The following is a 14883-nucleotide window of genomic DNA, read 5'->3' on the forward strand; positions in this document are numbered from 1 at the left end:
GTTTATTCCTTGAAATCAGGCCACTGCCGCCACTGCACGCTTTGCTGCGTCGGTCAGGTCACTGGCAGAAATCACGCCGACGCCGCTCTCGGCCAGCATCTTCTGCCCCAGCTCGACGTTGGTGCCCTCCAGACGCACGATCACCGGCACTTTCACGCCGACTTCCTTGACTGCGGTGATAATGCCCTCGGCGATGATGTCGCAGCGCATGATGCCGCCGAAGATGTTGACCAGGATCGCTTTAACGTTGGCATCGGAAAGGATGATTTTGAATGCCTTAGCCACCGTATCCGCCGTGGCGCCGCCGCCGACGTCGAGGAAGTTGGCAGGCTGGCCGCCGTGCAGCTTGATCAGGTCCATGGTCGCCATGGCCAAGCCGGCGCCGTTGACCATGCAACCGATGTTGCCGGCGAGAGCGATGTAATTGAGGTCGAATTCCTTGGCTGCCACTTCCTTCGGGTCGATCTGGCTGACATCGTTCATCTCGGCCAGTTTCTTGCGCCGGTACAGGGCATTGTCGTCAACGCCGATCTTGCAGTCGAGCGCCACCAAGCTGCCCGATGCTGTCACGATCAGCGGGTTAATCTCGACCATGGACAGGTCGTTGTCCTTGAACAGCCGGTACAGGCCCTTGGCCAGCTTGCCGAACTCACCGATCTGCGCGCCTTCCAGCCCCAGTCCGAAGGCCAGAGCGCGGCACTGGAAATCCTGCAGGCCGAGCAGCGGGTCGCAGAATTCCTTCAGGATTTTTTCCGGCGAGGCGTGGGCGACTTCCTCGATTTCCATGCCACCGGCGCTCGACGCCACCAGCGCAATGCGCTCGGATTCGCGGTCCACCGTCAGGCTGAGGTAAAGCTCGCGTGCGATCGGCAGGGTTTCCTCGATCAGCAGACACGACACCATCTGCCCGTCGGGTGCATTCTGGTAGGTCACCAGCTGTTTGCCCAGCAGCTCATTCACCGCTTCCAGCAGCGCCTCGCGCGATTTGACCAGTTTCACCCCGCCGGCCTTGCCGCGCCCGCCAGCGTGGATCTGCGCCTTCACCACCCAAGTGTCGCCGCCCAGCTCCACAATCGCGCCATCCACCTGGGAAGCGCTGTCTATCGCCGCGCCGCGCGGCGTTGCGATGCCATAGTCACGCAACACCTGTTTCGCCTGATATTCATGCAAGTTCATATCCGTCCTCGATTTCTGGCGTATCCCCAGCCGATCCTGTTCGCCCCGGCAATTCGTTCCAGCTTATTTTCATTCTGCGACAACCGTCACAACCAGACCCGCCATGGATAGCGATGGCCAGTTAAAATCGTTGGCGGAAGAGAGTGGGAGTCGAACCCACCAAGAACTGTCTGACAACCCTTGCCAGATTTGAAGTCTGGCCGCCCCACCGGGGAACGCTTCTCTTCCAATTGCAGCCAGGCAGTATAAAGCTTTGCAGCTATCCCCTCAACGCAGACGATGGGTATCGCCGGCACGGCGGGTAATGCCGCTACTGTCGAAAAACTCCAGAATCTGGATCGCCAGCTTGCGCCCGACGCCGATCCGGTCGCGAAACTGCGCCGCCGCAATCGCTCCATCCTGGCTTCCCGCCGCAAGCTCGCGCGCTATCTCCTCGAGCTGCGCCACCGATTGTGGCATAAAATAATGGTCGTGGGCCACCCGGTAAGTTTCTCCCATGGCCGCCAAACGCTGGAGAAGGAGGCGCATGCGCGCTTCCTCCACCTGCAGCGCAGCGGCCAAGTCGCGCACCCGGGGCGGCTGGAATGGCTGATCCAGCAACAGCGGCGCCACTTTGTGCCAGATCTCCTGATCACCGGTGGAAAGCGTAATGCGGTGATCCGGCAAGTGCAACCAGAGCCCGCTCTGTGCGATCAATCCCTCCGCGCGCAGTTGCGCCAGCAGGCTGTCGAAAACGGCACGCGCCAGGCGCGGCGCCACCTGCATGCGCAACTGATTGGCCCCCGGCCCCAAGGTATCCGGAGACTGGCGATGCGCCTCCGCCAAGCGCTCCAGCACGGCCTGTCGCAGTCCTTGCCAAACGCTTTGCGCGAAAACCATGCCGTCGGCGGCGGCCAGCGGGACTTGCCGCAGCAAGGCTTCTGCTTCGGCGGAACTCAGGTTGCAGGTGAGCGCGAAGCGCGTCAGGTCGACACCGCCCGGGGATGCCTCGAGCACTCCGCTCAGCACCGCTTCCAGCGTCGCTTGCTCGAGTGCCGTGAGTATCGCCAGGCGCTCCGGCGTACGCCGCTTACGCGCAGGCGGGTAAGGATCGAGCACGGCGCCGCCGCCCAAGGTGCGACTGGCGGATTGGTCGCGAATGATGAAGCGGTCACCGCGCAGGGCACCGATGGATCGGTCGAGCACAATCTGCGCCCAGGCGCTTGCACCCGGCTCGAGCGCTTCGCCTTCCAGCAACGCCACCCGCGCGGTGACATCGACCGCACCGAGGTGAAAATGCACCGGCGACCAGTGGCGCAACGCCTTGCCGGCACTGGGCAGCAGATGCAGGCGCACATCCAGGCGCTGCGTCGGCCCATGCGCCGCCCCGGCCAGCACCCAATCGCCGCGGCGCACGTCGTCTTTATTGAAACCCGTGCCCGCCAGGTTGAGGGCGCAGCGCTGCCCGGTTACGCCAAGCTCGGAAGACCGGTTCTGGGCGTGAATGCCGCGCACCCTGACAGGGATGCCGGCAGGCGAGAGCAGCAGTTGGTCGCCCACTCGCACCGTACCGGAAAATACCGTGCCGGTCACCACCGTGCCGGTGCCGGCCAGGGTAAAGCAGCGATCGACCGCCAGACGGAAATTGCCGGTCGCGGCGCGCGGCGGCAAAGCCGCAGCGACCGCCTCGAGATGTCCGCGCAGCGCCTCCACCCCTGCTCCGCTCACGGCAGAAAGCGGAAAAACCGGACAGTCGGCAAGCGGGGTTCCCTGCAACAGCGATTCCACCTCCGCCCAAGCTTGCGCCACGCGTTCTTCCGGCACCCGGTCGATCTTGGTCAAAGCGACGGCGCCGAGCGACAGCCCAAGCTGGTTAAGAATGGCAAGATGCTCGCGGGTCTGCGGCATGGGACCGTCGTCGGCAGCCACCACCAGCAGCACGAAATCGATGCCGGTGGCACCGGCCAGCATGTTGTGCACCAGCTTTTCGTGCCCCGGCACATCGATAAAACCCAACATCTCGCCGCCAGGCAGGGGCGAATAGGCGTAGCCCAGGTCGAGGGTGATGCCGCGCGCCTTCTCTTCCTTGAGGCGGTCGGCGTCGACGCCGGTGAGCGCCTTCACCAGGGAGGTCTTGCCGTGGTCAATGTGACCTGCGGTGCCGATGATCATGCTCTAAAACAAAAAGCTCATGAAACAGCCAAGTGGGTTACTTGGGCCACAAACCCCGCCTCATCCTCCAGGCAACGCAAGTCGAGCACCAGAGCGCCTTCCTCGATGCGACCGATGACCGGAATCGGTAAGGCGCGGAAGGCCACGGCAAGTTTTTCCAGGGCAGTCCCCTCGCCACGCCCCTTTCTGGCGGGACGAATGGCGATGCCGCGGCTAGCCAGACGTTCCACTGGCAACGAGCCGCTGCCAATCTGGCTGGAGCAGGCGCAAAGCGACACGCTGTAGCTTCCCGCAAGTTTCTCCTGCAGAGGTGGCAGTACCCGTCCGACGGCTAAGCCGATGTCTTCCGCCGTCCGTGTCAGCAGCCGGAGAGTGGGCAGGCGCTGGGCCAGGCGATCGGGGTCGCGATAAAGCCGCAGGATGGCTTCGAGCGCCGCGAGCGTCATCTTGTCCAGACGCAGGGCACGCTTCAGCGGATTTTTCTTGATCCTGTCGATCAGGTCGCGCCGACCGACCAGGATACCCGCCTGGGGGCCGCCCAGCAGCTTGTCGCCGCTGAAGGAAACGAGATCGGCGCCGGCCGCCAAAGCCTGTTGGGGAGTAGGTTCGGCAGGCAAGCCCCAGCGGGAAAGGTCGACCAGGGTGCCGCTGCCCAAGTCGATCACGAACGGCAGGCCGTGCTCATGGGCCAGCCGCGCCAGTTCCTGCTCCGGCACGGCGGCAGTGAAGCCGACGATGGCGTAGTTGCTGGTATGCACCTTGAGCAGCAAGCCGGTTTTCGTGGAAATGGCCGCCGCGAAGTCCCGCAGGTGGGTGCGGTTGGTGGTACCCACCTCTATCAGGCGACAGCCGGCACGGGCCATGATGTCGGGGATGCGGAAGGAGCCGCCGATTTCGATCAGTTCACCGCGGGAAACGATGACCTCCTTGCGCCCGGCAAGTGCGTTGAGCGCCAGGAATACTGCCGCCGCATTGTTGTTGACCACGGTTGCGGCTTCAGCTCCGGTCAGCTGGCGCAGCAGCTCTTCCACGTGCACATCGCGGTCGCCGCGCCGGCCGCTGTCCAGGTCAAATTCAAGGTTGGAGGGCTTGGTCAGCACGTCCATCACTGCCTGCACTGCCTCGGCCGGAAACAAGGCACGCCCCAGGTTGGTGTGCAGCACCGTTCCGGTGAGATTGAACACCGGGCGCAAGGATGGCTGCTCGCTGGCTTCCAGAAGCTCGGCGCAGCGCACTACCGCTTCCTCCTCGCACAACGAGCCCCCTGCCGAGCCGACTCGCCAAGCCGCCCGCGCCTCATCCAGCACGGCGCGCACGGTTTCGACCGAGCGCGCACGGCCGAAACGGGCTATCACCACCTGCATGGCGGGCAGGTTGAGAACGCGGTCCACTGAAGGAAAAGGTGATTGATTGCTCAAGAAGGGGCACGGTTAGAAACGGAGTCGGGCTTAATTATGAATGCTGGGAAGAATCCCGGCAACAGATGCGTATTCACTTCTGCGTGACCACCATTTCTTATTCAAACTGACCAAGTGTTCTCACGCAATTGACCGCACATCAACAATTGGCACTGCCGGAAAGCGGCACTTCGACAATTGGCGCTAACGACCCGTTGCGGTCATACCGTCCGCCGCTTATCAACCGTCCGGTTCACACGCCAAAGCGGTCGTTTCATTTCAGACAGCGTTGTTATATTAGCCTTCTACAGAATAACGGTTCCCGCTGGCAAGCCCAGCTTATAGTTCTGCAGCACGATGTTACGAGTTTCCACATCCATGATTGGATCGGTGATGACCGCTTCGCCTGTATTGGGACGCCGCATGAAGTTGGCGCCATGTAGATCCAGATCCGCTGCAGGCCATCGTGATTCCAGAAAATCGGCAAGCAATAAAAGTGCCCGACTAATTTCGTCATCAGGATGACGTGTGCTTACGTGCCGGAGCCTTCCGGATGGAATGTTCTTATGCTCCAAGGATTGCCGTAGCTGCCGCCCGATGGACAGGCAACGTTTGCGCGCCGTGGTGCCGGCCTCGAGCCTAATCAGTGATTCCATTTCGACAAGGAACAGTGGAACACCATAGTCGAGCGCGCCAACTATTCCGTGGAGTCCTCGAATGACAGGCAAGGCCGAACATCGCCATTCAGACTGATGTTCGGCCAATGCGTAGGCCGCACGATCAATGGTGAGCTTAAATACCGATGACTCATCGCCAAGAATGACCGAGTAGACACCACGACCTATAACGGGCTGATGTTTGAGCAGAGGATGTTTCAGTGCCAGCCTGACACCACCATCGTTCCTTGAAAACAGCTTTCGATTACCCCAAAAGAGAACCCCCATGGTCAGGCGTCAGTAGCGGGTAGTGGCATCGTTGTGCCAAAGAAAAAATCTCATGCAGTCGCGAAAACCGAGAGGTGCGTCCATCCCATTGGTCAAGGAGAAACAGCCTCAGTCGCCGAGTTTTCGGGCAGGAATAGTTGCCTCAACTGCGCAGGAACTGTCTTCAGGTTTTCCAAATTGATGGTCGCAACTCGAACCCGCCTGCTTTCCCGATTACTCACTTCGAGTAACCAAGGGTTCAGCGAGTAGTTTCCACGGATCCCGGCAACCGGTCCCAGCTCTTTATGGTGGGGATATAGCAAGACAACATCGGGGCAGCAGTAACAGTTGGCATACGCATACATTTGGTAAAGGTCTGACTGGGCCACACCATCCTTCGCTTCTTCCATGGAAAGCCGTTTCCACTTGGTATCCAGAATCCAGGCAGTCTTCGAATTCAGGCTGCCAACGACATCAGGCTTCATCGCAAAAGCCGGTCGCTTCAAGTTTTCGTCAAAAGCAAGATATTGCTGCGGGCCTTGCAGAGTTACTCGGTAGCCCAATGGTCCAAAAACACGGACAGCCATCCGACCGATATATTCCTCAAACAGAACGTTCATATCAAAGAACAGCGAAAACCCTTGCATCCCGCCCCCACTTACATCAGGAGGTGTCATCTTAAGGAAAAGCTCTGCCAGTTTATAACAGGGCTTATAGCGGTCGCTCATGCGGTCGAATACCACGCGATTCCATGGAAGCGATGTCCTTGGACATTCAGATGCGCCCTCAAACACCAGCAGCAGCTCAGCCAACTGCCGCTGATTCTTCAATTCCCTAGATACCTTCAGTAGAAGGCGAATCGCCGCCTTCAGCACCTGGTTAAGCGGGTTGTCCTCCTGAAACTCGTCGAAGCGACAGAATAGGCGCTCGGGATTGGCCGCGTTGAGTCGCACCTGCTCTACCACACCCAATTTTCCACGGAGTACCGAGAGGTTCTCTTCGCGGCCTTCATAACGCCGAACCAGACCTCGATGCACCTGAGCAAAAAGTTTGTCACAGAACAGCCTGATAAGAATCTCGAGGACGCCGTGGTTCTGGGTAGCCACTCTGGCGACATCGCCTTCGCTGATATCGAGATCAAGCGCGATAGCCAGCATGGCGACAAGATTTCGCCTAACATTCGGAGCATTTCCGTCAACCTTCGGTAGCACCTCTACGGTATGAGGTCCGAGCTGGAATACACCTACGTACTGTTGTGCAGCAAGCGTGGTTCCATTGATGTACTTGAAGACCTCAAATCCATATGTTGCTTTGAGGTCAGTTAGGAGCGCAGCCTGACCACAGGTAACCGCCGGACGTGCGGCGTCAAACTCTCCAATATGGAGCTTCCCATACTCCCGAACGGAAATCAGAGACATGATAGTTACTGGTATATTTTGAGGTAGGCTTCCAGCGGGAATTCCCTATCCCTCACTTTGTATCGGGGCTTGGGGTCGTATCCATCTGCGGTCGACTCTAGCCCTTTGGGAACAATATTGTCTTCCTTGATGAAGGCTCCATCCTTGTCGTTCAGAGCCAAGCGCACTTTGGCCCAATCCTCATAGAAGTATTCCTGCAAAAGTGGAATGATCTTGTGCCGAAAAACCCGTTGCAGTTTTTCCAGTGAATCAACGCCCATAAAATAGGCATGACCGATAGTGTGGTCGCGGTCATACAAATACTCGATTCGGTCATTCATGGCCTTCAACATAGCGCGGAGATCCACACCTTCGACCAGTCCCCCTGGCAGGGTCTCGTAGTCTGGCTGCAATTCCTCAAACTCAAAGCGTCTTCTCAGTGCGGTGTCCAACAAGGCAATTGAACGGTCAGCAGTATTCATGGTGCCTAGTACGTAAAGATTCGATGGCACAGTAAAGTCATCACCCGAATAGGCCAACTTCAGTGTTATAGCGTTTGGCATCCCTTCACGCTTGTCGGGTTCCAAAAGCGTGATGAGTTCACCGAATACCTTTGAAATATTAGCGCGATTGATTTCGTCGATAATGAGTACGTGTGGCTGTGCCTCTTCAAATTCGCTGGCGGGAACCAAAAGTGCTTGCAACCCTTCGTAGTTAACGTCGTGTAGCTGATGCAACGACCGCATGGTGAAATCCTTCGCATTCACCTCGGATGCTGGTCGCCCCGACTCGAAGACGGCAAGCCATTTGACAGGACGCGCTTGATGGAACGGCCCATCCTCGTCGAACTCATACTCACCGGTCACCTCCGCGATGCCACGGAAGGCTTTATTGCCATGCGATACAACTAGGATGTCACCCACCGCAAGCTCATTTTTGAAGCGGTCGACAAAAGCCACTTGAGATTTAAACTTATCGATATCGGGTGCTTCTTGCTTCAGCTTTTCGCCAATAGATTCAGCATTACCACAGTCGCTAAAATCGACATCCGCGCCCCATCCCATTAGCACACATCGGTTCTCTAGGCAGTACTTGAAAACCTTCACACCCTCGTCGTTCCAACTAGCCCCGAGGGACATCTTGAAGATTTTCCGTTCCTGAAGTGGCTTGCCAGATAGCCCAGGATCCACCAAGTTTGGAAGCCTAGCGGAATCACACGCCCGACGAAACGCGCCCGGCACCACACTGTATGAAACCTGACCTGAAGTTTGGAGCACAGGCCGAAGTCCTTCCACAAAGTCTTCATATCCGTAGGACTGATGAAAGGTAACGAATGAGATACGTCCTGCCTTACGGAACTCTTCATATTTTGCCCTGACCTCAGGGTCGCTTGCATCCGACGGCCAATCAGGGGCGCAGATTTGAACTGCACGGAGAGCCGTCGAATAGGTCTTACCAGTACCTGGCGGCCCATAAATAATCTGGTTTAGTGACACATTAGGCAGATGGGTTTCTGGATTATTTGTGTTCATCGGTTCGCTCTCAGAAAAATCAGTATCGTCATAGGCATCACACAACGCAATCAACGCCGCCTTTGTGGGTACGCGAACCATGACGGCTGGCTTACCTTCTGCCAAATCGGGGGCATTAGAAGTTAAATTGCTGTTGCGTGACTTATTAGGTTCATATTCCTGGATTTTCCCCAATTGATCGCGAACCGTATCAAGCCATGCGCCCGGAGAGAGAAACAAAGTGGTTTCTTTGTTTTCACGCGCCAAGGCAATTTGTCGTCCAGTAGGCATGTTGAAACCCGCAATATACTGCGAGGGAGGCTTAATGGCGGCAAAACGGTCAGGCTGGCTATTAAAGTAGGTCAGCGCATCTTCCGGTGTCAATTTTTCCGCCAAAATGGAAGATACTTTATTCCACAATGCATCGGCATATCCGAACACCGATCCATCACCTCTCCCTTTCATAACGTGCCTGTAAAGGCCAGGATATTTCAACCCCTTTGCTGCTGTTCCAATAGCAGCCTGTAGATGCTCGAATTTATAGATGGGTAGTAGGCAAGGTGTCTGGCGATTTTGGTACAAGAACGCCAACTTCCACTTGTAAACATCACCCAGATCTATTGAATCAATTGCTTCTATGTTTCCCTGGCGTGCAGCGTTGGCACATTCGACAATGAGCGCTCGAACCTTTTCGAAAGCTTCTTCATGGTTAGATCCGTATTTCGCATACCACGAATAAATATCATCATGCTTAAAGTGCTCACGCTGTTCCTTGATCGGACCTTTGCGACAATAAATACCGAACTTAAAGGAACCCCCTCCGCGCATTGAACCAAGCATCTGAGTACCAAACTCCATCCAATAAGTAAGTGTCTCTTTGCTATCCGCCTGAGTATATTGTTTCAAGAACATATTTGGCAGATTCTCTAACGGCCAAATCTCCAAGAATTTATCCCACAACATTTCTCTATCGGCGATCGGTTCATTCATTAGGTCAATTCCTTAATCTAAGGTAGTTCGAGATTACGCCATATTGTTCTGACTCTGCATAAAGCGGAACGTTAACTAACTCTTCAACCATCTAGGTATTAGTCAATTCATCTTCGATGCAGCTTCGCTTTACTTCATCAATATCCCCGAACTTGCAGGTTACGATTCCCGGAATGTTATTCTTATTCCGGCGGCGGAATCGAGGGGCCGACAACTTTCTTAGCTCTGTCAGTGCTTCCCAGTAGTCACTGATATAGCGTTCACTTCCTTTCTCCCCGATCCGATAACCTTTTGTCAGTCTAACGCTTGGCAAAAATAGGGTCTTGCTCCCATCTGGCTCGATGTAATAAGGCACTTTGATAAATTCGTCATTCATTAATATTTCCCCAATAACTCCCCGACCAAAGCCAGGGTAATCCACACACCACGAAAGGAACTCCAAGCCTACAAGGCGAACGTGGGAAGCAAAACCCCTAAGTAAATATTTCCTATCAAGGAGCCAAATCGCTTACAGCCTCGGCCTGTCCCACCTCCTGCACCCAGCACAAGGTATTCACCAACGCCATTTCCTCTGGTGTTGAACATCGGATAGCCATCAGCGCCGGGTTGGCAATAAATAGCGCCAGACACTTGGCTCGGGAAATCGCCACGTTCAGCCGGTTCTTGCTGTACAGGAACTCAATGAATCGCGGCAGATATTCCCCACTGGAGGTGGTCATCGACATGATGACTACTTCTGCCTCCTGTCCCTGAAACTTGTCGACCGTTCCAACCCGTGTGCCTTCCGGCAAGGCCTTCTTCAACAAATTGACCTGCATGTTGTACGGCGCCACGACAAGGATGTCGTTCAGGGTTAACGGGTGCTCCTGACCTTTTTTGTCCCGATAGCGCTGCTGCAACAGGCTATTTACCAGTTCCAAGACTAGATCGGCCTCCTCCTGGCTGCGCTGCGAGCAGGCATCATGCTCAATCGGGATATACCGGATGCCTGTAGGCATCAGGGCCGGATGGGCGTCACCACCGAGGAGCAAACTTTGCCTCACATTGTTGGGATCCGCCTCCAGGCGGCCATCGTAGACAGCATCGGAGATAAATTTGCAGACATCGGGGTGCATTCTCCATGTCGTGCCGAGGAAGATGCCGCGCTCGGACGGAATGGTTGCCATGCCGTTGAGCAGGTATTCCAGCGACGATTTCCCTGAGCGCCCAGGATGAACACCTTGAATGGGTTGTCCCAACTGCATCTGGTCTCCCAGCAGCACGATGTTTTTGGCGCTGGTCCCCATGGCGGCGAGGTTAGCCAATGCCACCTGCCCGGCTTCATCCACAAAAATGTAATCCAGCTGCTGGTCCATTTCCTCGTCGGCAAACAGCCAGGCAGTGCCTGCGACCAGGCGATATTCATCATCGCTGCCAAAGACTCCCCAAATCGACTCATTGTCGAAAACGTCGTCAATGTAGTCACCATCAAAGAAAGAGTCACTTTTGCCCTTGGTCGATTTCTTTGCGCCACGGAAAACGTAGTCCTGCTCTTTAGCCACCTTCACGATGCCTTGGAGCAAGTTGTTGATGGCTTTATGGCTGTTGGACGACACCCCAACCCGGCGACCTTTCTTTAACAATGCGACAATGACGTGGGAGCCAGTATAGGTCTTGCCAGCCCCCGGCGGGCCCTGAACGAACAGATAACTGTTATCAAGATTGGAGATCGCCTCGATAATTTGCGGTAGTCCCTCCTTATCTTCAGGCACTATCGGACTTCCGGCCTCCGTGCCACGGATTTTCGGCAAGGACTGAGACAGCACGGCTTCAATCGCTGGATATCTCCTATTTCCTTCAATGATGCTGTTTCCGAAACGGAAGACCGCCTCGGTCAGAGCCTTGGTGGAAACGGGCATTCCTGGCCCTAGGCAAACGGATTCCGGCAACGGTTCCTTGTTAGCTGTCCGTTTGAAGCTGACGCGGCGATTATCTTCATCGACCTTGAGTTCGCGTACGGGATCGCCAGTCTGCGTAATGGCGGCACTATCCCCTGTCTTGAGTTTCGATGCCTGCTCGGGGAAAAGATAGGTATAAACGATGGAGCGCTTCTCCTGCCGAGGCGGATTGGCCGGGTCTGGCGTCAGGCCTGCCAGGCATTCTCCATCCTCCATGAGTTCATCTTCAGCCATTTCCATGCGCGAGAACATGGCCCACCACTCTGGTTTCGCGGACCGCCGATGGAAATCGAGCAACTGGTAGGCCAGTTCCTGCAAATGCTCGTGCGACCCCCATACCTTGCGATCCTCTGGCAACATATCAATCAATCGCTCTCGATAGGGAATCAGCCGTTTTTCTTCTTCGGTGAGCTCGCCCACCTCCGGGTTAACAGCTTCCAGCCCTTCAACGGCGTCCTTCAACCACGGCAGACCTGCAGGGCGTATGGATAGAAGCCACTGCTGCAATTCGTAGGTCGAGCGAACATCATCAAAGTTGTAGTCCTCAATGTCCTTTAGCAGTTGGGGGTCGCCGGTCTCCTTCCATCGTTCGTAATAGACGATGCTGGCGCCGGCATTCGTGACGTCACCTGTACGGCGCTCAAGATAAAAATGCTCGAGGTTCTTGATCGAGTAGCGGGGTTCGGAGACACGAATCCCCTCACGGACGACCTTGTAGAGGTCCACGAGCTTCTGTACCCGCAACAGGTTGTCCACCTCGGCCTCTCGGGTGCCATGCAAGGACATAAGTTTCTTGAGGGCCGTCTGCTCGTAATGGGCGTAATGATAGATATGGGCAGCAGGATGGAGCCGCAGCCAAGCCGTCACAAAATCCATGAAGGCTTCGAAGGCGCGCTTTTCCTCGGCACGGTTATGGCCCCAGAATGCCTTGAACTCGGGCTTTCCGTCCTTGAAAAAGTAGAGGCCGAAAAGGTACTCGAGCCCACCTTCCTCCAGTGGATTGCCTTCCATGTCAAAAAACAGGTCACCCGCGTTCGGCCTGGGCAGGCGCGCAAATCCCCGAACCGCCTCGATTTCCTGAGGCAGCAATTCCAATTGGTTCTCCCCGCTTTGACGTGCCAGTAGCTGCAATCGGGCTTGCCGATGCAGTTTCTCGAGCGTCTCCGCAGTCACTTTCGGAATCCGGGTCTCGACCGGCAGGGTGCCCAAGGCCTCCAGAGTCATCACACCGGCCACTTGCAGCTTCTTGATCTGCAGTCGGCTGATATTCGCCACCTGGCAAAGGTGGTCGTCCTTGAGCCGCTTGTCCTCGCACAGGCCGCTCCATTTGCACAGGTCGCATTTTTCGCAGGGGACGGGATAGGTTTCCAGAGCTTTGCCCGTAACCCGGTCGAGAAAGCGCTGGGTCACGAGATTCAGATAGCGGGCATAATCAGCATAGCGGTAAGCAACTTCAGTCCGGTCGCCGAGGACGACATGCATCTGAATCGGCGGCAGGCCCTGAGCTTTTCCCACCAGCGCCGAATAAAACCCCAGCTGGATAATGAACTTGGCTATCGTGCTTCGTGCCAGCTTGGTATCCAGAACCTCGTAGCTCCAGTTGCCAAGTTCCGATGGTCGGGGCACTTTGCGCAGGAAATCGGCGTGACCAATCAGGCAGCCATCCCGCAAGGTCGCCTGAAAAATTATTTCATAACCATCGTGCATGGCTTGCAGGGTGGCGGCGACCTTCTGCTCCAAGGTGCCACCCGTCGCGGAAATATCGATGAGCGATGGATGCCGAGCCTTGAGCAGCTCAAGGAAGTCCGCCTCATGGGCATATCCCTTGGCCTGAATCAGCTTGGCTTGATCACTATTCTCGGTTTTCGGGAGCGGTGTTTCGAGGTCAATCAGGTCGAGTGTGGTGAGGTGCTCACACTCCAGGTAATTGACAAGATCTGACGCCGAATAAAGAACTTCCTTGCCACGTTTTTGCATGGTCGCTCCCTGATGTTGTTTTTGTCATGCTGCATCGAACGGATCGCTCAGCAACTGAGCATCTGCCATTATCCTGACCTAATGGCTCACCAGATGAGCTACTTGGATTTTTTTCAGAGCGGGGTGCGTTTAAACAAACGACATGTCTAAAGCAGACTCTATCACTTTCCGAGGGTTGGCCCACTGAAATACATGAAAGTCATGTGGCTGCTTTTGGCTCTTGGATTCAACCGGTCGATGCAACAGATTGGCTGAATCGTTCAGCAGGCGTTTCGTAGTTTAGTGTTTTCCTTGGCCGCTCATTCAATTTCCTAGCCACGGCATTTAGTTGTGCTTGTGAGTAGTTCGAGATGTCGGTTCCCTTGGGGAAATACTGCCTCAACAGCCCATTCGTATTTTCATTAGACCCACGCTGCCAAGGACTATGAGGATCGCAGAAGTAGACCCGGATGTCAGTCGCCAACGTGAAACTCTTGTGGCCAGCCATCTCTGTACCTCGATCCCATGTCAGCGACTTGTAGAGCTCTTGCGGCAACGTGTGGGCGTTCTTGATCAGCGCTTTGATAACCGTCTCGGTTTCTTTGCTGGGAATCTTCACCAACATTACGTAGCGTATTTGACGTTCGACGAGAGTCGCAATCTGGCTGCCGGGAGTTCCACACAGCAGGTCACCTTCCCAGTGGCCCGGTACGGCCCGATCTTCCGCCATGGCTGGGCGTTCGCTGATCGAGACCGTGTCCTTTATCCTGCCATGAGTACCTGTTTTCTGGGTGTGATGGCGCGAACGGCGCATAACTCGTGTTCGCCGTAAATGCTGCAACAACTCTTTCTTCAAGGCGCCACGGGCTTGAATGAACAGGCTGCGATAGATAGTCTCGTGTGACACTTGAAAAGCCTCGTCGTATGGGTAAGCACGCTTCAGCCACCCAGCAATCTGTTCTGGCGACCACAGCAGTTGGAGCTTATCGGCCACGATGTGCGCCAACGTACGGTTCTCGGCCAACCTACAGGTCTTGGGACGATGTCCTCGATCCCAAGCAGTCTGGTCGGCCTGACTCGCCCGGTAGCATTCTCGGCCGCCATTGCGCATTATCTCACGGCTAATCGTAGATGGTGCGCGCCCAAGTCGCGTCGCTACTGATCGTACCGACAGACCCGTAGCCATAGAACGCGATATTTCCTCTCGCTCAGCTAACGTCAGCGCCAATCTAGAACGGTGGCGTTGCGCCGGCTCTATACCACCTGTCTCTGCCAGTATCCGTTGTATCGATGAGTGGTTGCGATCAAATAGTTCGGCAATGCGCTGGAGGGACTCACCTTTCCGCCACTGCTCCCACATGATCGCTTTCTGACTTTCCGTGTAATAAATCCGAGGTCTTTGCTTCATCTGCAACACTCCTTCTGCTTACGCAGTTTCTAGTGTG

The 14883-nt window shown here is 55.8% G+C and carries 9 protein-coding genes and 1 tRNA gene; all 10 read right to left on the minus strand.

Features of this window, described 5'->3' with window-relative positions:
- Nucleotides 1–15: 15 nt before the first annotated feature.
- The 10 genes from sucC to SCT_RS05145 all read right to left on the minus strand — a co-directional run bounded on the left by sucC (nt 16) and on the right by SCT_RS05145 (nt 14846).
- Nucleotides 16–1176, minus strand: a complete 1161-nt coding sequence (gene sucC / locus SCT_RS05105) for an ADP-forming succinate--CoA ligase subunit beta (protein WP_059419893.1) — start codon at nt 1174–1176, stop codon at nt 16–18.
- A 131-nt stretch (nt 1177–1307) separates the two neighbouring features.
- Nucleotides 1308–1404: transfer RNA gene (locus tag SCT_RS17255), tRNA-Sec, on the minus strand.
- A 39-nt stretch (nt 1405–1443) separates the two neighbouring features.
- Nucleotides 1444–3327 carry a selenocysteine-specific translation elongation factor gene (selB, locus tag SCT_RS05110; protein WP_059419895.1) on the minus strand — a complete coding sequence of 628 codons (1884 nt, stop codon included), beginning with the start codon at nt 3325–3327 and terminating at the stop codon, nt 1444–1446.
- A 17-nt stretch (nt 3328–3344) separates the two neighbouring features.
- Entirely contained in the window at nt 3345–4745 is a 1401-nt protein-coding gene (gene selA / locus SCT_RS05115) for an L-seryl-tRNA(Sec) selenium transferase (protein ID WP_082098188.1), read from the minus strand.
- A 284-nt stretch (nt 4746–5029) separates the two neighbouring features.
- Nucleotides 5030–5668, minus strand: a complete 639-nt coding sequence (locus tag SCT_RS05120) for a hypothetical protein (protein ID WP_059419900.1) — start codon at nt 5666–5668, stop codon at nt 5030–5032.
- Between the two features lie 92 nt (nt 5669–5760).
- Nucleotides 5761–7065, minus strand: coding sequence for an McrC family protein (locus SCT_RS05125; RefSeq protein ID WP_059419902.1), 1305 nt, complete (start codon nt 7063–7065; stop codon nt 5761–5763).
- 5 nt (nt 7066–7070) lie between these two features.
- Nucleotides 7071–9545 (minus strand): AAA family ATPase, encoded by a 2475-nt coding sequence (locus SCT_RS05130; protein ID WP_059419905.1) that lies wholly within the window; start codon nt 9543–9545, stop codon nt 7071–7073.
- A gap of 91 nt (nt 9546–9636) precedes the next feature.
- Complete coding sequence (locus SCT_RS05135; protein WP_059419907.1) at nt 9637–9921, minus strand: hypothetical protein; 285 nt, start codon at nt 9919–9921, stop codon at nt 9637–9639.
- Nucleotides 9922–10036: 115 nt separating this feature from the next.
- A complete protein-coding gene (locus SCT_RS05140) occupies nt 10037–13459 on the minus strand; it encodes a TM0106 family RecB-like putative nuclease (RefSeq protein WP_059419909.1) in 3423 nt (1140 codons plus the stop codon).
- A gap of 226 nt (nt 13460–13685) precedes the next feature.
- Nucleotides 13686–14846: an IS30 family transposase gene (locus tag SCT_RS05145; protein ID WP_059419911.1), complete on the minus strand. Its 1161-nt coding sequence runs from the start codon at nt 14844–14846 to the stop codon at nt 13686–13688.
- Nucleotides 14847–14883: the final 37 nt, after the last annotated feature.

Origin of the sequence: Sulfuricella sp. T08 (assembly GCF_000971475.1) — a bacterium.
GTDB lineage: Bacteria > Pseudomonadota > Gammaproteobacteria > Burkholderiales > Sulfuricellaceae > Sulfuricella.

What these genes read in the sequence shown, in the direction of transcription:
- sucC (WP_059419893.1), bottom strand. Translation starts at nt 1,176, where the DNA reads ATGAACTTGCATGAATATCAGGCGAAACAGGTGTTGCGTGACTATGGC.
- selB (WP_059419895.1), bottom strand. Translation starts at nt 3,327, where the DNA reads ATGATCATCGGCACCGCAGGTCACATTGACCACGGCAAGACCTCCCTG.
- SCT_RS05120 (WP_059419900.1), bottom strand. Translation starts at nt 5,668, where the DNA reads ATGGGGGTTCTCTTTTGGGGTAATCGAAAGCTGTTTTCAAGGAACGAT.
- SCT_RS05125 (WP_059419902.1), bottom strand. Translation starts at nt 7,065, where the DNA reads ATGTCTCTGATTTCCGTTCGGGAGTATGGGAAGCTCCATATTGGAGAG.
- SCT_RS05130 (WP_059419905.1), bottom strand. Translation starts at nt 9,545, where the DNA reads ATGAATGAACCGATCGCCGATAGAGAAATGTTGTGGGATAAATTCTTG.
- SCT_RS05135 (WP_059419907.1), bottom strand. Translation starts at nt 9,921, where the DNA reads ATGAATGACGAATTTATCAAAGTGCCTTATTACATCGAGCCAGATGGG.
- SCT_RS05140 (WP_059419909.1), bottom strand. Translation starts at nt 13,459, where the DNA reads ATGCAAAAACGTGGCAAGGAAGTTCTTTATTCGGCGTCAGATCTTGTC.
- SCT_RS05145 (WP_059419911.1), bottom strand. Translation starts at nt 14,846, where the DNA reads ATGAAGCAAAGACCTCGGATTTATTACACGGAAAGTCAGAAAGCGATC.